We start from the raw sequence: 21351 nt of genomic DNA, 5'->3' as shown, positions 1-21351 counted from the left end.
TTACTCCTCCATAGATGGGATCAAAAAACGGACGATTGTTCCGTTGCCTTGTTCACTAGAAATCTGAAGGCTGGCTCGTTCTCCGTAGAGCATGGTAAGACGGCGGTTCACATTATAAAGACCGAGTCCAGTGCCACTCTCTGAGTCCAATGGAGCCTTACCGATTTCTTTTATTCTGTGCTGCGGAATTCCATCTCCGTTATCTTTCACGCTAACAAGGGTTTCGTTCTGTTGGCAGATGATGCTGATTTCAACGATGCAGTTCGTGTTTTTGTTTTTAATTCCGTGCTTAATTGCATTTTCAACAATAGGCTGCAGCGTTAGAGGTGGAAGTTTCCGATACAGCGTTTGTTCGTCTATCTCATAGTTTACACGAAGTCTGTCTACGAAACGTGCTTCTTCAACCTCAAGGTATGCTTTTACATGTTTCAATTCCTGGTTGAGTGTGGTCATATCAGCTGTTGTCCCTGATAAGTTTTGTCTAAGAAAATGAGATAACGATAGTAAGAGTTTTCGAGCCTTTGCTGGTTCAGTTCTAACTAAGGAAACGATGGTGTTCAATGAATTAAATAAAAAATGAGGACTAATCTGAGCTTGCAGCGCTTTGATCTCTGCTTCTTTTGCAAGCTGGTAGGCGTTGTCCGCTTCAGCTATTTCGAGCTGGTTACTTAATAGAACACTAAGACCTGTAACGAGTTCAGTGATGACATTCGTGATCTCTTTTTCAGATTGAAAATAAAACTTTAGTGTTCCGATCGTCTCGCCCCGTTGCTTCAATGGAGCTACGATCGCCGCGCCAAGGGGACAGTTTTTGTCGGCACAATGGATTGTGCGGTCGTTTGCGATCATCATGTCGCCATCTTGAATTACGTCTCTCGTAATGCTCGTTTGAATCGTGTTTCCTGCTTGATGATGATCGTCTCCCATCCCAACATGGCTTAAGATATGGGTTTTGTCCGTAATGGCTACAGCGCTTCCCTCCACTTCTCGATGAAGAATTCGGCAAACTTCTGTTGCGGAGACCGTTGTAAGCCCTTTTCGCAGATGGCCGAGCGTTTGATCTGCGATGCGAAGTGTTTTTTGAGCTTGAAGCGCGCCAGCCTTTTCCTCTTCGTTCACGACGTTCTTGATGATCAGTAAGAAGAGGGCGCAGCCGATCCCGTTCGCTAAGATCATTGGGAGGCCGATGACTTCAACTAGCGCTAATGCGTTCTCAAATGGCTTAGATAGTCCGAGGATAATGAGCATCTGAACTGCTTCTGCACCAGCACCGATCATGAAGGCAGACTGAAGTTTGACGTGACGATTTCGTTTATGAAGAGCTCCTGAGATTAACCCAGCGATGATGGCCGCTATTCCGCATGCAAGAGCTGTAAAGCCTCCGAGGAAGTACCGGTGCGCCCCTGCGATAATACCAGCACCGATTCCGACGCGATAACCTCCCAGTAGTCCTGCGAGCACCACGCCGATGACCCTCGAATTCGCGATGGCTTCATCTGAAGAGACATCGAGCGGCCATGCATTGAATTGGAAGGACTCTGTATTGAACGTGAGTCCAGTATATGTACCGATGATGCCGAAGAACCCAAAGAAGCCGATCGCAACATACTGCTGTTTTCTAGCAAGACGCTCACTGTAGATCATGTCTCTAAAGAAGCGAAAGCGAGTCAACACAAATGCGATCGTTACGATGATCCCAAGGCGCTCAAGCATCGTTAATAGCAGTTCAAACATCTCGAAGCTCCTTTCTGGTGCCTGTCACCACCCGTATTGGCTCGAAGAGTGTCGAATAATAGAGCGGTTTCTTTTCATTATACTGGTTTTTACGAGTGAGGGAAAACGAGCGTGAAACAGCATCCTAAATTTAACAATTATGATAAAGTGAGAATTGTAGTCTAGTGAGAATATTGAGGAGTGATTCGATGGCGATTAAATACAACGTTTGTCTTCAATGTGGTGCGAAACAAGCAGCAAAAATCATATATGGAATGCCAACGCATGACGTGAAACCAAAGGTAGAGAGGGGAGAAGTCGTGCTAGGCGGGTGTTCCCTCCCTAAATCGAGCAAGGATTACCAATGTAAGAGCTGTGGATTTGAATGGTCGAGAGAAGAAGCGGTGGATCACGCTTACCAGAAGATTACTAGCATCAAAGCAAATGTTGGCGGCTTCTTCGGTAATAGCTATGAAATCGACTGGCATTTACCAACAGGCGAGGTAACGCATTTAAAATGGGAGAATTCAAGAGATGAAGAGTCCATCAGATCGAACACAACTTGTGGTTCATCCATAAACGCTCTTCAATCTACAAACCTCTTAAGATGGAAACGTAACTATCAACCAGAAGAAATGGTGTTAGACGGCACCTCCTGGAGTGTGGAGATCATAACAGAGGATAAGGTTATCAGAAAGCACGGCTCAAATGCCTATCCAGAAACGTGGGAAGAGTTTTGTGGGTTGATGGAACAGGTGTCAGGGAAAACGTTCAGATGAGCCGATGAGCATACATATAAAGCAGGCCATTGGCCTGCTTCATAGTTAAGTATTATCCGCATAATTCTGCGAGGATTTTTTGTACATCGTAGATGCTGTCATCCTTCTTAAATTGCTTTGAGATCGTAGGAGCTTGCGAGCCTGATATCCATATTTTTAGTTCTGCATCGAGATCAAAGTGTCCCGCTGTTTCGATTGAGAAGTGTGAAATGCTCTTATAAAGGACGGAATGGTACTCGATTTTCTTTCCAGTCATGCCTTGTTTATCAACAAACAGTAGCCGCTTGTCTGTGAAAACAATCAAGTCACGTACAAGTTTGAACGCCGCATTAACTTCTTCTGCCTCTGCAAGGATGTTTGATAGTTCTTTCTTTACCTCACCTTTATCCATCGTCGATGCGTTACCCATGAATCCGCTGAGAATACCCATTGCTATTCCTCCTTTCAATCGTATTTTATCAAACGTGGTGACAGGTACCACTCGATTGGTGTCGAAAGGAATAGAGAATGTTTTAAACGATACGAGCGTATTGTGTTAAGTGAATCCAATCTATGTGAGAGTGTGTAAGGAGGGAGAAGCTATGGCATTCCTAAAGCTTGAAGACAGCGTTGAGCTATACTATGAAGATGTTGGGATGGGAGACCCGATTCTCTTTATTCATGGCGTCTGGATGAGCAGTCGTTTCTTTAAGAAACAGCTTCCATACTTCAGACAGAAGTACCGAGCAATATCCATCGATTTAAGAGGACATGGGCAATCGTCCCATGCAGATTCTGGTCACACAGTCGCCACCTATGCGAAGGACTTAAAGGAGTTTATCAAAAAGCTCGATCTTAGAGACGTGACGCTAGTCGGCTGGTCGATGGGAGCGTTTGTTATTTGGGAATACATCCATCAGTTTGGTGAAGATGGAATAAAAGGAACTGTTATTGTAGATGAGCTCGCCTCAGACTTCAAATGGCCAGATTTCGAAATAGGTGCGTTCGATCTTCCTGCATTATCAGGAATGATGCAGCAAATTCAAACTGACCAGAGAGGATTGCTACAAGGATTCCTACCGCTAATGTTCAAAGAGGAAGTTTCAGAAGAAGAGTTAGAGTGGATGCTTGAGGAAACAACGAAGCTTCCAGCGTCGATTGCTAGCGCCATCTTATTCGATCAATCGATCGTGGATTGTCGTCCTTATCTTAATGAAATAACAAAGCCGACGCTGTTATGCTTCGGTAAGGAAGAAAAACTAATCCCAGTTGCAGCAGGCGAACATTTAAATAAAGAAATCAAACAATCTAAATTAGAAATATTTGAGGATAGCTGTCACTGTCCTTTCTTGGAAGAACCAGAGCGGTTTAATGAAGTTGTAGATCAATTTATAAGATCACTTAAATAATGTTCTTCATAAGTAATGAGGAGAGGCACTTTTCAAGGATGCCTCTTCTCATTGGAAAAAAGTATTCAAAAGATTCTCTGAAAAAGTATTGCTATGTCAAATTAAGTGATATATAATGACTTCAACGAAAGCGCTTTCGATAAAGAGGAGATAATCATGATAACAATCTATGACCTTGCGAAAAAGACTGGCTTTTCTTATACGACGGTCTCTAAAGCTTTGAATAATTATCCTGATGTTAGTCAAAAAACAAGACAAGCTATACTTCAAACCGCAGCTGATATGGGATACTTACCTAATGCACATGCGCAGTCTCTCTCTACGAAGAAATCCTGGACAATCGGTGTGATGTTTTCAGAAGCAAATGAAGTCGGCATGAAGCATCCGTTCTTTAGTGCAGTGATTGAGAGTTTTCGAAAGCATGCTGAGAAAGAGGGCTATGATTTGATCCTCGCTTCTAGGAATCTGAGGAACAGAGACACGAGCTACCTTGAACACTTTCTCTACCGTGGAGTCGATGGCATTGTTGTCATAAGCTCTGATCCTAACGATGAACAAGTTCAAGAAATGATTAACAATCACATCCCAATCGTCGTAATCGATATGACAAATGAAAATTGCAGCGTAATCCTATCGGATGATCTATCTGGAGGAAAACTTGCAATCAACTATCTTCACTCATTAGGACACACGAAGATTGCTCATATTTCAGGTGACCCTACAATTCATGCAGGGAAAGAAAGAATTGAAGGTTACAAGAAAGCAATGAGTCAATTGGGATTACCTGTCCCTGATCACTATCTTGTGAATGGCGGCCTTTTTTCCATTAAAGAGGGAAGTGAAGCCATGTCGAAGCTACTGGATCTACCTGATCCGCCAACAGCTGTTTTCGTAGCTGGAGACCATATGGCAATCGGTGCTATGGAGCTTGCGAAATCGAGAGGAGTTAGAATTCCTGAAGACGTCTCGATCGTCGGCTATGATGATATAGAGATGGCTAGCTATGTAACGCCAAAGCTCACAACGATACGACAGGATACAGATGTGCTAGGGGTTAGAGCAGCACAAATTTTAATCAAGCAGATGATTCAGAAAAAGAAGATCGTAACAGAAGAGATCATTCCAGTACAGTTGATTGAAAGAAAGTCCTGTTTACCATTAAAAAAATAAAACAAATTTTTTTAACCCAAAACGAAACCGCTTTCGAAATGAAATGCCTTTTTATTTTATGGTAATCGAAACCGCTTTCGAATATTTTTAAACCTATTTCGAAACCGCTTTCGAAAATAATAAACTTAAACCTTAGGGGGAAAAAGCATGAAGAAATTTGTCGGTCTGCTGATGTCACTTGTTCTGGTGCTTGGAGTCATTGCAGGTTGTTCTAATTCAGAGTCTTCGGGTGAAGCGAAAGAAGGAAAGAAGAAAGCTGACTTAAAGGTCTGGTCATTCACAGATGAATTGAAGAAACCAATCACAAAGTTTGAAGAAAAGAATGGGGTTACAGTCGAACTAACAATCGTTCCGATCGCAGATTACCCTACTAAATTAAAGCCAGTACTAGAAAGCGGAGTAGGAGCACCTGACGTTTTTACTGGTGAAATTGCATTCCTGAAGCAATGGGTAAACGCTGGCTACTGGGAAAACCTTTCGGAAGAACCTTATAGCGTAGATGAGCTAGCTGATAACTACGTTCCATATGTATTCGATCTTGGGAAAGACCAGGATGGAAATGTTCGTGCACTATCTTGGCAAACAACGCCAGGTGGACTTTTCTACAAGCGTAGCATCGCAAAAGAAGTGCTTGGAACTGACGACCCAACAGAAGTTGGCGAGATGCTTACTTCAATGGACAAAGTATTCGAAGTTTCTGAGAAGCTGAAAGAAGCTGGCTATCGTATGTTCCCTGATGAAGGTTCGATTCGCTGGTTCTCTCAAGGTGACAACCCTCAGCCATGGGTGAGTGAAGATGGTGAGTTGAAGCTTACAGATCAGAAGATCGAGTTCATGGATTATGCAAAGAAACTTCGCGAAAACAGCTACACGGCTCTTGCACCAGAATGGTCTCCTTCTTGGTTCGAAGCGATGGAGAAGCCAATTAAAGTAAAAGAAAATGGTAAAGAGACTGAAACAGAAGTATTCTCTTACGTTCTTCCAACGTGGGGTCTTCACAGCGTACTTAAGACAAATGTAAAAGAACCAAATGGTGACTGGGCAGTTACGAGTGGTCCTAGCCCTTACTTCTGGGGTGGTACATGGTTAGGTGTTTACAACAAGTCTGAAAACAAAGAACTTGCATATGACTTCGTAAAAATGATGACGCAAGACGATGAGTTCTTAACTGACTGGGCGAAAGAAACAGGTGACGTTCTTTCTTACCTTCCTGTAACGAATGAAATCAAAGATGACTTTAGTGATGAATTCCTTGGCGGACAAAACAACTATCAGTTCTTCCTTGAGCAAGCAAAGAGTATTGAACCAGGTATCGTAACGAAGTATGACCAGCAGCTAGATACGTTTTATGGAAATGCTGTTTCAGAATATGTAGATGGAAAGAAAACAAAAGAACAAGCGATCAAAGAATTTTATCGTAAGGCACAGAATGCCTACCCAGAATTACAAGTACCTAAAAACTAGTAACCATTCATAAGCGGTATAACATCCTTATACCGCTTATCTTAATTTTGAAAGGAGTGCGATGAAATGAAGAACCTAAACCGGTATGGCTATCTCTTCATTGCCCCGTTTTGGATCATCTTTCTCGTTTTTAATATATATCCTGTCGCTCTAACGTTTTACTACAGCTTTACGAATTACAGTGGAAGTGGAGTAGCTGAAGTAGTTGGTCTAGCGAATTATCAACGTTTAATCACTGATACCTTTTTCGTTGAGGCATTTTTTAACACCTGGAAGATATGGGGGATTAACTTCGCACTCCAAATTGCAATCGCGCTCGTTCTTGCAGCGATCTTCTCAGATATGCGTGTAAAAATGAAAGGTCTAGCATTCTTTCGTTCGATCTTTTACTTGCCAAACTTAATTACGGTTAGTTCAGTAGCATTGTTATTTGGAATTCTACTAGATTGGCAGCATGGATCGTTAAACATGGTTCTCATGAACCTCGGACTTATCTCTGAACCGATCAACTGGTTGAACCAGCCAGCGACGGCTCAATTATCCGTGTCTCTTATCTTAACGTGGATGTGGTTCGGTCACTCCTTCATCGTTGTGATGGCGGGTGTTTCCGGGATTTCAAACGATTACTACGAAGCTGCACTTATCGATGGAGCGAATCGTGCGCAGACGTTCTTTAAGATTACGCTGCCATTGTTAAAGCCGATCCTTTTATACATCATGATCACGTCATTAATCGGTGGTCTTCAGCTCTTTGATTTACCGATGCTGTTAACGGATGGAATTGGTTCTCCAGATGGCTCGTTAAATACGATGGTTCTTTATTTATACAACCAGGCTTTCAAGTATAACAACTATGGATATGCAGCAGCTGTTGCGTATGGACTATTTATTATCACCATTATCTTCTCAGCAATCGTATTTAAATCGATGTACCGAAACGAACGTAAACAAGCGAGGCAGGTGTAAACGATGATAGACAGAACTGAAATCGAAAAAGGTGTCCCTCAGGAGAAATTGCCAGAGAAAACGCTTCTGCCTCATGAAGCGAAAATCAAAAAACGCCGAGCGCTCGTTAAAGGAATTATTTACACGCTCCTGATTTTAATGGCGATCGTCTGTTTCATTCCTTTCTTAATGATGCTTGTGAACGCTACTCGCTCGAACGATGCAATCTTAACAGGCTTCACATTGATCCCAGGTAGTTCACTATTAGAAAACTACAGAACGATGATGGAGTACGTGAATATTTGGAACGGTTTTAAAAACAGTCTAATCATCTCTGTACTTGTAACTGTGCTGACTGGATATTTCTCTGCACTGACTGCATACGGATTTGCTTTCTACGAGTTCAAAGGTAAAAATTTTCTCTTCGTTTTCATGCTGGTCATGATGATGGTGCCTGGACAGCTAGGACTCATCGGATTCTACGAGCTTAGCAAAACGCTTGGGATTCTGGATACGTTTATTCCACTTATCGTCCCTGCGATCGCGAGCCCATTCGTCGTGTTCTTCTTACGTCAATACATCAAAACAACGCTGCATCCGAGTTTGATCGAAGCAGCTCGAATCGATGGAGCAAGTGAATGGAGAATCTTCCATACGGTAGCGATTCCAATCATGATGCCAGCTGTTGCAACGATGTCGATCTTTACGTTCATCGGATCTTGGAATAACTACATCATGCCGCTCGTTATCTTGTTCTCACCAGAGAAATATACGTTGCCTGTACTGATGGGCTTCTTAAAAGGATCTCAAGTAGCGCAGAATCTTGGTTCTATGTACCTTGGAATTGCGATTTCAGTTGTTCCGATCATGATCGCATTCTTATTCTTATCGAAATACATCATTAATAGCATCTCTGCTGGAGCTGTTAAGGAATAGAGGAGTGAATAGTTATGAAATTTGATAAACACTTTACGTTCGGTACGGCAACATCCTCCTATCAGATCGAAGGAGCACACCAAGAAGGGGGAAGAACACCGTCTATCTGGGATATGTTTTGTGATATTCCAGGAAAAGTACATGAAGGTCACAATGGAAACGTAGCGTGTGATCATTACAACCGTTACGAAGAAGATATCAAGATCATTAAAGATCTTGGCGTTGACTCTTATCGATTTTCCATCGCATGGCCGCGAATCTTCCCAGCAAAAGGCGAGTATAACGAAGAGGGAATGGCATTTTATAAGACGCTAGCAAAGCGTTTGCGAGAAGAAGGGATTAAGCCAGCTGTCACGCTTTACCATTGGGACCTCCCAATGTGGGCACACGAAGAAGGCGGATGGGTGAATCGAGATTCTGTACAGTGGTTTCTTGATTACGCTGAAGTCTGCTTCCGTGAACTCGATGAGTTAGTCGATTCATGGATTACTCATAACGAGCCATGGTGTGCAGGATTCCTTGGCTATCACATTGGCGTTCATGCCCCTGGACACAGAAATCTTGATGAAGCGGTTCGAGCTGTTCATCATATGCTTTTGTCTCATGGAGAAGCGGTCAACATGCTGAAACAACGTTTTGGTTCAAAAACATCGATCGGAATCACGTTGAACCTCTCACCTGTCTACCCGAAAACGGACTCTGTGAATGATCGCCTTGCTGCGAACAATTCTGATGGATATTCTAACCGTTGGTTCCTTGATCCTGTATTTAAGGGCAGTTATCCGGCAGATATGATGAATCTCTTTTCTAAGTATGTTCATTCATACGATTTCATTAAAGATGGAGATATGGAGAAGATCTCTACTCCTTGCGATTTCTTCGGAATCAACTACTATAGTCGAGGACTCGTAGAATTTAACGCCGCAAACGATTTTCTAACAGCAGGCGCACACTCTGATTATGAAAAAACAGGAATGGGCTGGGACATTGCACCTGAAGAGTTTAAAGATCTTATTAGAAGATTGCGCAGTGAGTATACGAATCTACCGATCTATATTACTGAAAACGGGGCTGCGTACGATGATAAGCTCGAGAACGGCCGTGTTCACGATCAGAAGCGAATCGATTATGTGAATAAGCATCTTCAAGCAGTGTCTGATTTAAATGAAGAGGGCATGAACATTCAAGGCTACTTCTTATGGTCATTGCTCGATAACTTCGAGTGGAGCTTCGGATATGATAAGCGATTCGGAATCATTTATGTAGATTACAAGACGCAACAAAGAATCTGGAAGGATAGTGCACTTTGGTACGCAGAAATCGTTAAGAACAGAGGAACTGTCCTACCTTTGAACGCTTAAAAGAAAGGAGTAGATCGGTGTGAAGACAAAGACGATAACGCATGTTCAAACGGCAAGAGATACAGGAGATCGACTGCAGGAAAAGGAACCCGTTTCCTTTTCCTCAGCAGTCTCACCAAGTGCTGTCGACATTTCAATCAATCCAGATAAAACGTTTCAAACGATAGTAGGTTTTGGCGGTGCTTTTACAGAAGCAGCCGCTTATTCTCTTTCTTTGATCAGTAAAGAAAAGAGACAAGAAATCCTTCACAACTATTTTGATCCTGAAGAGGGTCTTGGCTATCGACTTGGTCGAACTCATATCAATAGCTGTGACTTTTCCTTAGAAAATTATACGTATGTTGAAGAGGGAGATACATCGCTCGAAAGCTTTTCGATCGATAGAGAAAAAGAGCTCGTCATTCCACTCATTAAAGATGCAGCAAAAATCGCGGGTGAAAACATAACGATTGTTTCCTCTCCATGGAGCCCTCCGCACTGGATGAAGAGTAACAAAGAAATGAATCACGGTGGGTCACTTCTCAAAGAATATATGCCTGTTTGGGCTGAGTATTATGTGAAGTACATAGAGGCGATGGAAGATGAGGGGATTCCGATATGGGGAATCACAATCCAAAATGAGCCTGAAGCGAAGCAGGTTTGGGATTCATGTCTCTACACAGCTGAAGATGAGCGCGATTTTATTAAAGATCATCTTGGACCAACGTTAGAAAAGCATGGAAAAAGTGACCTCAAGGTCATTATCTGGGATCACAATCGTGACGTCGTTTATGAAAGAGCAAAGACGGTTCTTTCTGATCCAGAAGCAGCGAAGTACGTCTGGGGAACAGGTCTTCATTGGTACGTGTCTGAGGAGTTTGAGAACCTTTCAAAGGTACACCATGCGTTTCCTAATAAGCACCTTATTTTCACAGAAGGGTGTATCGAAGGCGGCGTCCAGCTAGGAGCTTGGCATACTGGCGAGCGCTATGCCCGTAATATTATGGGAGACATCAATAATTACCTAGAAGCATGGATCGATTGGAACATCGTGCTGAATGAAGAAGGTGGACCAAATCATGTCGGGAACTACTGTGATGCTCCCGTCATCGTGGATACGAAGAAAGATGAAGTTCACTATAATAGCTCGTTTTACTACATCGGTCACTTTAGCAAATATGTAAAGCCTGGAGCAGTGAGAATTGATCATACAAAATCAAGTAACCTTATCCAGTCGTCAACCTTCCGCAATCCATCCGGTGAAATTGTAGTAGTCATGATGAATCAGGGCGACGAGTCAGTAGCTGTAAACATTGACTTGAATAGTGAGAAGTTTAGTGTGGAAATGCCGCGTCATTCTATCTCAACGTTCATAATTTAATTGTAAAATTACAAAACAGCCTCTCTACAAAAGTAGAGAGGCTGTTTTGTGCTCCATAGATTACTTCTTGTCTTTCACTTCTCCAGCTCGTTCCTGGTATTCACCTTTTGATTTATCTCTTTTACCTTCTTCTTGCATCTTAGGGTCGTTTTTTGCATTTCCTACTTGATCTTTAAGCTCACCTTTTGTTTTAGAAACGGCACCTTTTACTTTGTCACTTAAGCCTTTGTTATTGCTCATCTTGTAGCACGCTCCTTTCAAAGTTAACTCATAATCAAAAATACCCTCTAAAGGGATTGGCCAAACTGCCAAATTCCTCAGAGGGTATAGTGTGTATTAGTTAGATTTATCTTGAACTGGTTTATCTGTCCAAATGTCAGATTCTAACCCTTTGATCGTATCTTTGTAGAACTGAGGGTCCAAACCAGCTTTTCGCTGTTCGCGATAATCCTGCAGGGCAGTGAATGCGATCTTACCAATAATCGCGATGACGATTAAGTTAAGAAGTGCCATGAGTCCCATAGATAAATCGGCCATGCTCCAAACGATTCCGAATCCGGCATTCGCTCCGAACATTACCATGCCGAGAACGGCAAGACGATAAATAAATTTCGCTGTTGGACTAGATTTGATGAATTCGATATTCGTTTCACCATAATAGTAGTTCCCGATAATCGAACTAAAGGCAAATAATAGAACGGCGATGGCTACAAAGATACCTGCTCCGCTGCCAAGGTGTTGATTCATCGCTTCCTGTGTTAGCTGAACACCGTCGAGTTTAGAATCGACATACCCGTCAGACATCAAAATCATAAAAGCAGTAGCTGTAGCGATTAAAAGTGTATCGACGAACACGCCTAACGCTTGAATAAGACCTTGTTTAACAGGGTGCGAGACATCTGCAGTTGCGGCAGCGTTCGGCGCACTACCCATACCTGCTTCGTTTGAGAAGAGTCCACGTTTGATTCCGAGCATCATGGCAGCACCAACGCCACCACCAGTCACTTCCTTAAGACCAAAAGCATGCTGGAAAATAAGTGCGAACATGTCAGGAACCTGTGCGAAGTTCACGATCAATACGTAAAGCGCAACGATAACATAAATACCTGCCATGATCGGAACGATGATTTGAGAAACGACAGCGATTCGACGAACGCCACCAAAGATAATGATTGCAGTTGCTACTGTAAGAATTGCACCTAGAACCCAACGGTTAACGTCAAAGGAATTCTCAAAAGCAAGGGCAATCGTGTTTGACTGTACGGAGTTAAACACGAGACCGAAACTAAACGTGATGAGCACTGCGAAGATAATGCCAAGCCATCTCGCTTTAAGTGCACGCTGCATGTAGTAAGCAGGACCACCTCGGAAGTCGTCTCCGTCACGTACTTTGTAAATCTGAGCAAGCGTACTTTCAACGAATCCACTCGCTGCACCTAGTAATGCGATGAGCCACATCCAGAATACTGCCCCTGGGCCACCGATGCTGACAGCTGACGCAACACCTGCAAGGTTACCAGTACCAACACGAGAAGCGGTACTAATGAAGAACGCTTGCAAACTGGAAACGGATTTCTTTCTTCCTTTCATCGTGTCCTTTTCTGCAAGAACATGGAACATTTCACCGAAAAGACGGAACTGTACGAATCGTGAGCGAATCGTGAAATACAATCCTACACCAATAAGGACAAAGATCAAGATATTTGACCAGACGAGGTCGTTCCCGGCGGATACAATAGTCTCCAATATATCCATATGTATTTCCTCCTATTTATTAGATTTTGAGAAGAGTATGATATATTACCCATCTTCCCATTATGAAGTAAAAAATAACTCACTTACTGGAAATTTTTATAAAAATTTAATTTTTCAGACAGTTCGGCTTGACTTTTCTGAAACGCAAAGTCTTATTATACATGCTGAATAGAAAATATTCTAGAAATCATGTCAGAAAACCTAACATTGAAACTTTATCCAAATAAAGGAACAGGAAGCGTTCTTCGCGTTCTTTTCTCCATCACGATTGAGTGGTAGAATAAGGGTAGGAATAAAATCAGCTCTGCCCGGAGGGATTTGAATGATCGAGCAAAAACAAAGCGTCACACTCATCTCGAATCAGAAGCCTGTCCAACTACGCATCGAACGTTTGGCGATTCATCATCGGATGAAAATTCTAGAAGCAGTGAAGTCGAACGGCAGTAAGTTTTATCTGTTCTTTTATAAAGATGATTTTATCACTGGTAAAAGTATAGAAGTGAAACCTGGATCCCTCATAGAGAAAGCCTTTCAACAGGGTATTGTTCTCAACGCACCCCATCCGTTGATTACAAAATTCTTAGACCCTCAAATCATTGTATTAAAATCCACCAAGCATGTCTTACAGTCCATTCAACGAAAATACTCTCCTCAAGAAGTCGTACTCATCTTTTCTTATTTCGAATCCTTTCTTCAAAAAGAAAAAATCATTCATCTACAGAAGAAGTACTTTTATGAATATAGAAGGAACGGCCAGCTTCGTCTTGCATTCAAAATACTTATGATTGCGCTTTATGCGGACTCCACATCAAAGTGGGCTCAGGATCTATCCAACCAGTTAGACTTTCAAAAAGTGAAGTCTATGTACGAGTGGGGTGGCCAAGAGCTTCAAGCAGCCGATTCGTTATACGCTGAGATGGCTACGTATGAAGACCTCGTTTCGGGCACGCCATATCTTGCGTCCCTATATAAACGCGATGGTCGACGGATTGAGCACGCTGCCCTCAGCTTACATCATTATCTCGTATCTCCACACGATGAAAATGAGAAAAAACTTCCCTCTTTAGATATCCCTCTCACTAACCATGAACGAGCACTCCTGCTATGGAATATGTATTCCGAAGCACCACATATACCTGCCCTTCGTAAACAGGTTTTTCAATCCCTTATTGATTTAAATAAGAACACTGAAGCAATAAACCTATTACTTTCTAGACAAGATGAAATATCAGAACGAGAGTGTGAACAGTTGTTAAAAGTGTTTGAATCTCCACAGACACGTCTAGATGAAATCGAGCTTCCGCTTCTACAGAACTGTTTGTGCATAGAAGAAAATCGCCGACACCTTCCTTTGCTCCTTCAGACGCTTGTACCGAAACTCTTAGAGAGGTATGAGATCGATTTTGTCTTCGAATGGCTCAAGCCGCTTTATGAAGATAATAAAGAGTTACCTATCTTAACGACGATTCAGACGATGGCAGAGATTCACGATGATCCTGACAAACAATTTCAGTTAGGGAAGCTTTATCATAAATTAAGACAGTACAATGAAGCGATAAAGTGTTTTGACTGGGAGATGGAGATGCATCCAACTGATCCAACACCAGTTCAGTGGTTAACGAAAGTGTACAGAGAAATGGGTAAGATTGAAGAGTCTGATGCATATATGTCGATTTATACGCAAATGCAGAGGGTATCGAATTAAAGCGCAGGTAACTCCTGCGCTTTTTTTTTGTTTTCGATAAAATAACGACGATGGTCATTTGATAAAGAATAACCTGTTCATATAAACTAATGGTAATATAAAGGTGATTTTATTACTTGTCAGGAGAAATTCATGGAAAAACAACTTACATATACCTACGATGTCATTCAAGTATGTCTACTTGCAGGCAAGGTTATGCTTCAAAACGGTGGTGAAACTTACCGAGTCGAGGATACGATGAGAAGAATAGCGGAAGCTTACGGCGCGGCAAATTCCAATAGTTACGTTACACCAACGGGAATCTTTTTCTCTGTAGAGGGACCAGAGCCATCAAAAACACAGCTGATTCGAATCATTGAACGAACAACAGATCTTCATAAAGTGACTAAGGTGAATAGCATCTCTAGAAAAATTAGTGCCGGAGAATTAACGATACAAGAAGCTTATCTAGAGCTTGAAAGACTAGATAATCAGTCAGAACGTTATACCTTTCCAACGCAACTCGTTGCAGCAGCTATAGCGAGTGGGTGCTTCCTTATTATGTTTCAAGGAAGCTGGGATGATTTTTTCCCCGCGGTATTAGCAGGTGGAGGAGGCTTTTTTAGTGTGACGTGGTTTAATCGACTCGTCCCCATCAAGTTTTTCTCAGAGTTCCTTGCATCGTTTGTTATTGGGCTGCTTGCTGTTTTGTTTGTTTATACAGGGCTTGGTACCGAGCTTGATAAAATCATTATTGGATCTGTGATGCCGCTTGTACCAGGGTTGTTGATTACAAACGCTGTAAGGGACCTTATGGCGGGACACCTGATATCAGGTCTCTCAAAAGGAGCAGAAGCCTTTTTAACTGCTTTTGCAATCGGAGCTGGAATCGCAGTTGTCGTGTCGTTCTTATAGGAGGGAAGAAAGTTGATGACGTTCCTTGCACAGCTTATTACGAGTTTTATCGCAAGCACCGGATTCGGTGTGATTTTTAACGCCCCAAAACCCTCTTTGTTAAAAGGTGGATTTGTTGGTATGTGTGGTTGGCTCATCTATTTCTTTATGGAGAAGTCTGGTATCGATGCCGTAATCGCTACTGTAACAGCTTCATTTTTCATAGCAGTTATGAGTCAAGTATTTGCAAAGGTTTATCGGACACCTGTGATCATCTTTAGTGTTGCAGGGATCATACCTCTCGTTCCAGGAGGGCTCGCTTATGATGCGATGAGAAATTTTGTCCAAAATGACTATAATACGGCTATCAATTTAGCTGCGAAGGCTTTTATGATCTCAGGATCGATTGCAGTCGGACTAGTCTTCTCAGAAGTTATCAATCAAATTATTCGAAATGCCACGATGATTCGCCAGGAAAAGCAGTGAAATAGCTTTGCAATAAGTAATCTTGCTATGATACCTTTGATATAACTAGTTATGTCGAACGATGTCAAAATATATCTTGGGGAGGAACGATGATGAAGACCTACCCCCATATAGGGTTAGTAATGATTCGACTTGCTCTTGGAATCCTTTTTTTCTCACATGGGTTCTTTAAGTTTTCGGACGGAATTGAAAATACTGTAGCATTCTTTGAAACGATCGGGTTATCAGGGTTTCTCGCTTATGTAGTAGGAATCATTGAGTTAGCTGGTGGTGTACTGATGATACTTGGCCTCGGAACACGTATCGTGAGTGTGCTATTTGCTATCATTCTTATCGGCGCGTTACTCACGGTGAAGCGTTCAACAGGAATGTTGGGTGGTTATGAATTGGACCTTGCTTTATTAGCTATGTCGATCTCGTTAATGTTAGGAGGCGGTGGTCCGTTCAGCCTATGGAACTTCTTGAAAAAGAAAGGCTGGACTTTTGAAATGACAGATCAAAAGGTAGAAACAAGAGACTAACAGGAGAGTGGCATGATGAGGTGGTCAATACGGAGACCAATAATGTGGGTTGTAGGACTTGCTATTATTGGTCTCATTGCTTTTATCCTTTCAAACGGGGCATCCGAAGCTGGAAGCTTTGATCGTGATCAACAGCCTAGTCTTGGTGAAGCTTCAGCCCCAGTTGAAATCGTTGAATTCGGGGATTACAACTGTTCGTCATGTAAAAAGTTCAATGATAATTTATTCTTACAAATGCAAGGAGAGCTGATCGCCACGGGTAAAGTGAAGTTCTACTATGTTCATCATCCTGTTATCCAAGAAGATTCTAAACGAGCGGCGAGGTTTGCTGAAGCTGTTTATCAAGTCCTTGGCAATGACGTATTCTGGCAGTTTCACCATGTGGTGTTCGATAACCTCCAGGATAAGGGTGAAGAACAGCGTTACACTGATGCGTATTTAAAGCAAACCCTTAACGGATTAGTAAGCGAAGAAAAGACAGAAGAAGTAATGAAGGCATACAATGACGGTACTGGAAGTAACGCAATTGATGATGACATCAGTTATGCAAAAGAGATGAATGTCTCAGATACACCAGTTTTGTATGTCGATGGTAAACGATTTGAAGGTGAAAGCCTTGCTGAACTAAAAAAGATGGTCGAACAAGCCACGCATTAAACGATGGGCACCTAAACGGGTGTCCTTTTTTTGTTCAATCAAACGTTTGTTTAAGAGTAAAACTCGTTATCTTTTATCAAATTGGGGAAAGAGTAATGAAAGAGGAGGGCGTCGAGATGAGCTTTAATTATGATGTAGATTTTAAGAAGGTAGATTTTCGTGAGAACCCAGAAAAGTATCGAGTAGGTCGTGGAGAACAGGGAGTTTTGCTGGTAGAGCCTTACAAAAGTGAAATTTTGCCTCATTGGAGATTTAAAACGCCAGAAATCGCAAAAGAATCTTCGGAGAAAATCTATCAAATGTTTCAACAATATAAGAAAGAAAATGATTTTGTTGGAATGGATATGGCGAGAAAGTATATACAGATGGGATACACGAGATCTAGAAGATATGCAAATTATAAAGGTGGGAAGAAATATGATTCTGATGGTAATGTTAATGAAAGAAACATAGATGAAGAGAAGGCTGAGTCGGCACGTATCTTTGAAGAGAAGTGGAAAATTGTAAGAACAGATGAAGAGTACTTAGAGAAGAAGAAGGAGCACCAAAACAAGTATGGGTAAAAGGGCGGGGATGTTTAGTAAAAGTGAACTAATTGTGAAATGTTGAGCATAATCATTGCCAACGTATAAGTCCTGTCATATACTATGGTTAAGGTTAATGTGAAACATTTCACATAACTGATAACTAACATGTGAATACCTTCACAAAAAACAGGAGGAATTTTAAATGAAAGTAGCAGTAGTAGGTTGTACACACGCTGGAACAGCAGCTGTTTCAAATATAGCAAATCTCTATCCTGAAGCTGAGGTTACCGTTTATGAACGTAACGATAACGTTTCTTTCTTATCATGTGGTATCGCACTGTATGTTGGTGGCGTTGTAAAAGATCCAAAAGGGTTATTCTACTCTTCTCCTGAACAGTTAGAAAACATGGGTGTTACGATGAAGATGAAGCATGAAGTGCTTTCAATAGATACAGAACAAAAAACAATCACAGTAAGAAACTTAGAAACAGGTGAACAACTAGAAGATAACTTTGATAAGCTCGTAATGGCAACAGGGTCTTGGCCAGTCGTTCCTCCAATCGAGGGGATAGAGCTCGATAACATCCTTTTATCAAAGAACTATAACCAAGCCAATACCATCATTGAACGAGCGAAGAATGCTAAGAAGGTAACGGTGATTGGCGCTGGGTATATTGGTGTTGAACTTGTAGAAGCTTTTCAAAAGTACGGAAAAGAAGTAACGCTCATCGATGGTGAGGATCGTATCTTGAGCAAATATTTGGACCCTGAATTTACTGATATTATCGAAGAAGACTTTAAAACGAGAGGAATCAACCTTGCATTAAATGAAACGGTAACACGTTTTGAAGGGTATGATGGAAACGTAACAAAGGTTTATACAAATAAAGGCGAATACGAATCTGATCTTGTCATACTATGTGTAGGTTTCCGCCCGAATACTGAACTTGTAAAAGGTCAGGTCGATATGCTTGATAACGGTGCGATCATCGTCGACGAGTATATGCGAACAAGCAATAAAGACATTTTTGCTGCGGGAGACAGCTGTGCGATCAAATACAATCCAACTGGGGAGCACGCTTATATTCCGCTCGCAACAAATGCAGTTCGAATGGGAACGTTAGTCGGTAGAAATATCGTGAAGCCTACGATTAAGTATATGGGAACGCAAGGTACTTCAGGTCTACATCTTTTTGATCTTAGTATGGCATCAACAGGCTTAACTGAAAAAGCAGCGCTTCGTGCGGGCATGAATGTGAAAACAATCACAATAGAAGAAAATAACCGTCCTGAATTTATGCCGGATTATGAAGTGATCACGCTAAAAGTTGTTTACGAAGAAGACAGCCGTCGTATTGTAGGGGCACAAGTCATCTCAAAAGCGGACGTTACTCAATCTGTAAATACACTTTCAGTATGTATCCAAAACAACATGACAGTAGATGAACTTGGATTTGTAGATTTCTTTTTCCAACCACACTTCAACAAACCATGGAACTTCTTAAACCAAGCAGGCCTACAAGCCGCTCAATAAATTTTATCCGCCAGTGAAAAGCTGGCGGATTTTTTGTAACTTGCATCATAGAACCAGCTTTTGCATAATAGTAAAAGCGGAAGTAAGCCGGTTAAATCCGCAGGGCGTTGGAAGCCTTTCGAATGAGACGATTTGTGTCTCAATCTTGAATACCGTTTTATAAATTAGGAGGACTTAAAGAATGACGCGTATTTATCTCGTCAGACATGGAGAAAGTGAATGGAACGCAGCAGGAGATTTATACTGCGGCAGAACAGATATAGGATTATCTTCTCTTGGTAGGAAGCAGGCAGCTGCTGCCGGTGACTTTTTAAGAAAAGTGACGTTTGATGCAGCTTATGCCTCTCCATTAATTAGAGCACGTGATACAGCGGAATTAATTCTAGGCGAACGTCTACCCGTTGAATCAGACGAACGAATCTTTGAAGGAGATTTTGGAGAGTGGGAAGGTAGAGCCAAAAAAGATTTTATTGCTGAGGATCCAGATTCCTGGCATAGCTGGATGGCTAATCCTTGGGAAACGAGAGCTGGAAGAACTGGAGAAACGGCAAGAGAAATGTATGAAAGAGCTTCAGCCTTCTTTAAAGAGATGGCGAAAAAGCACCCAGACGATACGATTCTTGTTGTAGCTCATAACAATACCATTCGATTCTTTCTTGCAGGAGTACTAGGGATGCCATTTTCAAATTATCGTAAGATCTTTCAAGATAATACTGGGATCAATATAGTAGATGTGTCTGGAGATGAGATCGTCTTAAAAAGCATGAATATCACTACACATCTAGAATTGTAAAAAGCTAACCTCGCTGAGAGGTTAGCTTTTTTAATTGCTGTATTAGGTCTTGATCTCTTTATAGGCTTTCTTTACAACGCCACTTAGTGCAACAAGTGCGATTAAGTTAGGAAGCACCATAAAGGCGTTGAACGTATCGGCAAGCTGCCATACGAATGGAACGTTAAGCACTGTACCTCCCACAATGAATAGAAGAACAATTGCGCGATAAATCGGTACCCCTTTCTCTCCGAATAAGAAATTCACATTCGTCTCACCGAAGTACGCCCAACCGAGAATCGTCGTAAAGCTAAAGAACAGTAGACTAAATGCAATAAAGTAAATACCGAAGCCACCTAGTCCACTAGAAAAGCTAGCTTGGGTAAGCTCGATACCGGTTAAATTAGACCCTGCGCCTTCCGTAACAAGGATGACAAGTGCAGTAGCGGTACAGATGATGACCGTGTCGATGAGCACACCGACCATTGCAACGAATCCTTGCTGAGCGGGGTGCTTCACATTTGCGACAGCATGTGCGTGTGGGGTTGAACCCATACCTGCTTCATTTGAAAAAAGGCCTCGTGCAACGCCGTACCTGATCGCTTCTTTAATGGAAGCTCCGAGCACACCGCCACCTGCAGATTCAGGTGTAAATGCTGCTTCTACGATAAGAGCGAGTGCGGGTAGTACCGATTCGTAGTTTAAGATTAGTATGGCAATCGCTCCAATGATATAGAGAAGAGCCATGACAGGAACAACATTTCCTGCAAACGTAGCGATTCGCTTTATACCACCGAGAAGAATCAGCCCTATCAGAACAGCAACAATGATTCCGACTAGGAGCGGTGGGATGTTAAAGGCAGTATTGAAAGCGTCAGCGATCGAATTCGATTGAACCATGTTTCCTACAAAACCAAGCGCTGCAATGATGGCGATTGCGAAAAAGACGGCTAGCTTTTTACTGCCGAGTCCATCGCGAATATAGTAGGCTGGTCCGCCTTTGACGACACCATTTTCTTTCTTCCGGTATTTCTGTGCCAATACGGCTTCAGCAAAAATTGTGGCCATCCCTAGGAAAGAAGAGATCCACATCCAAAAGATAGCGCCAGGACCTCCTGCAGCAATAGCCGTTGCGACACCAGCTAAGTTTCCTGTGCCGACTTGTGCGGCAATGGCAGTGGATAGGGCTTGATAGGATGAGATCCCTTCTTTTTTCTTCTTAGAAAAAAGGGGGCCAAATGTTTGGCGAAACCCTTCCTTTAATCCAGTCAATTGGATGAAACCAAGTCTAATCGTAAAAAATAGCCCGGTTCCTAAAAGAAGCGATATCATGATCGGTCCCCATAATATGGAATTAATTTCTTCTATAATATTCATGGTTGTCACTCTCTCTCAGAAAAATTAG

The 21351-nt window shown here is 42.0% G+C and carries 21 protein-coding genes; 16 read left to right on the top strand and 5 right to left on the bottom strand.

The window, feature by feature from the left end:
- Positions 1 to 1734 (bottom strand): LytS/YhcK type 5TM receptor domain-containing protein, encoded by a 1734-nt coding sequence (locus ACXAEY_RS19980; RefSeq protein ID WP_474814435.1) that lies wholly within the window; start codon positions 1732 to 1734, stop codon positions 1 to 3.
- Positions 1735 to 1922: 188 nt separating this feature from the next.
- Here ACXAEY_RS19980 and ACXAEY_RS19975 point away from each other — a divergent pair, with 188 nt between their 5' ends.
- Positions 1923 to 2492 carry a hypothetical protein gene (locus ACXAEY_RS19975; protein ID WP_474814433.1) on the top strand — a complete coding sequence of 190 codons (570 nt, stop codon included), beginning with the start codon at positions 1923 to 1925 and terminating at the stop codon, positions 2490 to 2492.
- A 52-nt stretch (positions 2493 to 2544) separates the two neighbouring features.
- On the opposite strand, the gene ACXAEY_RS19970 is transcribed toward ACXAEY_RS19975, so the two are convergent.
- Positions 2545 to 2922 carry a PH domain-containing protein gene (locus ACXAEY_RS19970; protein WP_474814431.1) on the bottom strand — a complete coding sequence of 126 codons (378 nt, stop codon included), beginning with the start codon at positions 2920 to 2922 and terminating at the stop codon, positions 2545 to 2547.
- Positions 2923 to 3073: 151 nt separating this feature from the next.
- Between ACXAEY_RS19970 and ACXAEY_RS19965 the strand changes: the two genes are divergently transcribed.
- The 7 genes from ACXAEY_RS19965 to ACXAEY_RS19935 all read left to right on the top strand — a co-directional run bounded on the left by ACXAEY_RS19965 (position 3074) and on the right by ACXAEY_RS19935 (position 11116).
- Positions 3074 to 3880: an alpha/beta fold hydrolase gene (locus ACXAEY_RS19965; RefSeq protein WP_474814430.1), complete on the top strand. Its 807-nt coding sequence runs from the start codon at positions 3074 to 3076 to the stop codon at positions 3878 to 3880.
- Positions 3881 to 4036: 156 nt separating this feature from the next.
- The gene (locus tag ACXAEY_RS19960) at positions 4037 to 5050 is read left to right on the top strand and encodes a LacI family DNA-binding transcriptional regulator (protein WP_474814428.1); all 1014 of its coding nucleotides are present in this window, start codon (positions 4037 to 4039) and stop codon (positions 5048 to 5050) included.
- Positions 5051 to 5197: 147 nt separating this feature from the next.
- Positions 5198 to 6514 carry an ABC transporter substrate-binding protein gene (locus ACXAEY_RS19955; RefSeq protein ID WP_474814426.1) on the top strand — a complete coding sequence of 439 codons (1317 nt, stop codon included), beginning with the start codon at positions 5198 to 5200 and terminating at the stop codon, positions 6512 to 6514.
- A gap of 66 nt (positions 6515 to 6580) precedes the next feature.
- Entirely contained in the window at positions 6581 to 7480 is a 900-nt protein-coding gene (locus ACXAEY_RS19950) for a carbohydrate ABC transporter permease (RefSeq protein ID WP_270182700.1), read from the top strand.
- A 138-nt stretch (positions 7481 to 7618) separates the two neighbouring features.
- A complete protein-coding gene (locus tag ACXAEY_RS19945) occupies positions 7619 to 8395 on the top strand; it encodes a carbohydrate ABC transporter permease (RefSeq protein WP_270182755.1) in 777 nt (258 codons plus the stop codon).
- Positions 8396 to 8409: 14 nt separating this feature from the next.
- Positions 8410 to 9756 carry a GH1 family beta-glucosidase gene (locus ACXAEY_RS19940; protein ID WP_474814424.1) on the top strand — a complete coding sequence of 449 codons (1347 nt, stop codon included), beginning with the start codon at positions 8410 to 8412 and terminating at the stop codon, positions 9754 to 9756.
- 19 nt (positions 9757 to 9775) lie between these two features.
- On the top strand, positions 9776 to 11116 hold the full coding sequence (locus tag ACXAEY_RS19935; RefSeq protein WP_474814421.1) for a glycoside hydrolase family 30 protein: 1341 nt from the start codon (positions 9776 to 9778) through the stop codon (positions 11114 to 11116).
- Between the two features lie 60 nt (positions 11117 to 11176).
- Here ACXAEY_RS19935 and ACXAEY_RS19930 read toward each other — a convergent pair whose 3' ends face one another.
- Positions 11177 to 11356 carry a CsbD family protein gene (locus ACXAEY_RS19930; protein WP_474814419.1) on the bottom strand — a complete coding sequence of 60 codons (180 nt, stop codon included), beginning with the start codon at positions 11354 to 11356 and terminating at the stop codon, positions 11177 to 11179.
- 96 nt (positions 11357 to 11452) lie between these two features.
- Positions 11453 to 12871, bottom strand: coding sequence for an alanine/glycine:cation symporter family protein (locus tag ACXAEY_RS19925; RefSeq protein WP_474814417.1), 1419 nt, complete (start codon positions 12869 to 12871; stop codon positions 11453 to 11455).
- 322 nt (positions 12872 to 13193) lie between these two features.
- On the opposite strand from ACXAEY_RS19925, the gene ACXAEY_RS19920 reads away from it, so the two are divergent.
- From ACXAEY_RS19920 to ACXAEY_RS19885, 8 genes are all read left to right on the top strand, one after another.
- Complete coding sequence (locus ACXAEY_RS19920) at positions 13194 to 14576, top strand: tetratricopeptide repeat protein (protein ID WP_474814416.1); 1383 nt, start codon at positions 13194 to 13196, stop codon at positions 14574 to 14576.
- A gap of 132 nt (positions 14577 to 14708) precedes the next feature.
- Positions 14709 to 15470: a threonine/serine exporter family protein gene (locus ACXAEY_RS19915; protein ID WP_474814414.1), complete on the top strand. Its 762-nt coding sequence runs from the start codon at positions 14709 to 14711 to the stop codon at positions 15468 to 15470.
- Between the two features lie 15 nt (positions 15471 to 15485).
- Complete coding sequence (locus ACXAEY_RS19910; RefSeq protein WP_474814906.1) at positions 15486 to 15935, top strand: threonine/serine exporter family protein; 450 nt, start codon at positions 15486 to 15488, stop codon at positions 15933 to 15935.
- Between the two features lie 92 nt (positions 15936 to 16027).
- Positions 16028 to 16456, top strand: a complete 429-nt coding sequence (locus ACXAEY_RS19905) for a DoxX family protein (RefSeq protein WP_474814412.1) — start codon at positions 16028 to 16030, stop codon at positions 16454 to 16456.
- A gap of 12 nt (positions 16457 to 16468) precedes the next feature.
- Entirely contained in the window at positions 16469 to 17113 is a 645-nt protein-coding gene (locus ACXAEY_RS19900) for a DsbA family protein (RefSeq protein ID WP_474814410.1), read from the top strand.
- Between the two features lie 116 nt (positions 17114 to 17229).
- Positions 17230 to 17676 (top strand): DUF4385 domain-containing protein, encoded by a 447-nt coding sequence (locus ACXAEY_RS19895; RefSeq protein ID WP_474814408.1) that lies wholly within the window; start codon positions 17230 to 17232, stop codon positions 17674 to 17676.
- Between the two features lie 166 nt (positions 17677 to 17842).
- A complete protein-coding gene (locus ACXAEY_RS19890) occupies positions 17843 to 19174 on the top strand; it encodes an FAD-dependent oxidoreductase (RefSeq protein WP_474814406.1) in 1332 nt (443 codons plus the stop codon).
- A gap of 181 nt (positions 19175 to 19355) precedes the next feature.
- The gene (locus ACXAEY_RS19885; RefSeq protein ID WP_474814404.1) at positions 19356 to 19967 is read left to right on the top strand and encodes a histidine phosphatase family protein; all 612 of its coding nucleotides are present in this window, start codon (positions 19356 to 19358) and stop codon (positions 19965 to 19967) included.
- Positions 19968 to 20009: 42 nt separating this feature from the next.
- On the opposite strand, the gene ACXAEY_RS19880 is transcribed toward ACXAEY_RS19885, so the two are convergent.
- Positions 20010 to 21323 carry an alanine/glycine:cation symporter family protein gene (locus ACXAEY_RS19880; RefSeq protein WP_474814402.1) on the bottom strand — a complete coding sequence of 438 codons (1314 nt, stop codon included), beginning with the start codon at positions 21321 to 21323 and terminating at the stop codon, positions 20010 to 20012.
- Positions 21324 to 21351: the final 28 nt, after the last annotated feature.

Source organism: Anaerobacillus sp. ABA4_114 (assembly GCF_056159065.1).
This window is presented reverse-complemented; position numbering and strand designations above follow the sequence as displayed.

Bases quoted from the DNA above. Each gene is read 5' to 3' on its own strand.
- ACXAEY_RS19980 (WP_474814435.1), bottom strand. From the start codon at position 1,734: ATGTTTGAACTGCTATTAACGATGCTTGAGCGCCTTGGGATCATCGTA.
- ACXAEY_RS19975 (WP_474814433.1), top strand. From the start codon at position 1,923: ATGGCGATTAAATACAACGTTTGTCTTCAATGTGGTGCGAAACAAGCA.
- ACXAEY_RS19970 (WP_474814431.1), bottom strand. From the start codon at position 2,922: ATGGGTATTCTCAGCGGATTCATGGGTAACGCATCGACGATGGATAAA.
- ACXAEY_RS19965 (WP_474814430.1), top strand. From the start codon at position 3,074: ATGGCATTCCTAAAGCTTGAAGACAGCGTTGAGCTATACTATGAAGAT.
- ACXAEY_RS19960 (WP_474814428.1), top strand. From the start codon at position 4,037: ATGATAACAATCTATGACCTTGCGAAAAAGACTGGCTTTTCTTATACG.
- ACXAEY_RS19955 (WP_474814426.1), top strand. From the start codon at position 5,198: ATGAAGAAATTTGTCGGTCTGCTGATGTCACTTGTTCTGGTGCTTGGA.
- ACXAEY_RS19950 (WP_270182700.1), top strand. From the start codon at position 6,581: ATGAAGAACCTAAACCGGTATGGCTATCTCTTCATTGCCCCGTTTTGG.
- ACXAEY_RS19945 (WP_270182755.1), top strand. From the start codon at position 7,619: ATGGCGATCGTCTGTTTCATTCCTTTCTTAATGATGCTTGTGAACGCT.
- ACXAEY_RS19940 (WP_474814424.1), top strand. From the start codon at position 8,410: ATGAAATTTGATAAACACTTTACGTTCGGTACGGCAACATCCTCCTAT.
- ACXAEY_RS19930 (WP_474814419.1), bottom strand. From the start codon at position 11,356: ATGAGCAATAACAAAGGCTTAAGTGACAAAGTAAAAGGTGCCGTTTCT.
- ACXAEY_RS19925 (WP_474814417.1), bottom strand. From the start codon at position 12,871: ATGGATATATTGGAGACTATTGTATCCGCCGGGAACGACCTCGTCTGG.
- ACXAEY_RS19920 (WP_474814416.1), top strand. From the start codon at position 13,194: ATGATCGAGCAAAAACAAAGCGTCACACTCATCTCGAATCAGAAGCCT.
- ACXAEY_RS19915 (WP_474814414.1), top strand. From the start codon at position 14,709: ATGGAAAAACAACTTACATATACCTACGATGTCATTCAAGTATGTCTA.
- ACXAEY_RS19910 (WP_474814906.1), top strand. From the start codon at position 15,486: ATGACGTTCCTTGCACAGCTTATTACGAGTTTTATCGCAAGCACCGGA.
- ACXAEY_RS19905 (WP_474814412.1), top strand. From the start codon at position 16,028: ATGAAGACCTACCCCCATATAGGGTTAGTAATGATTCGACTTGCTCTT.
- ACXAEY_RS19900 (WP_474814410.1), top strand. From the start codon at position 16,469: ATGATGAGGTGGTCAATACGGAGACCAATAATGTGGGTTGTAGGACTT.
- ACXAEY_RS19895 (WP_474814408.1), top strand. From the start codon at position 17,230: ATGAGCTTTAATTATGATGTAGATTTTAAGAAGGTAGATTTTCGTGAG.
- ACXAEY_RS19890 (WP_474814406.1), top strand. From the start codon at position 17,843: ATGAAAGTAGCAGTAGTAGGTTGTACACACGCTGGAACAGCAGCTGTT.
- ACXAEY_RS19885 (WP_474814404.1), top strand. From the start codon at position 19,356: ATGACGCGTATTTATCTCGTCAGACATGGAGAAAGTGAATGGAACGCA.
- ACXAEY_RS19880 (WP_474814402.1), bottom strand. From the start codon at position 21,323: ATGAATATTATAGAAGAAATTAATTCCATATTATGGGGACCGATCATG.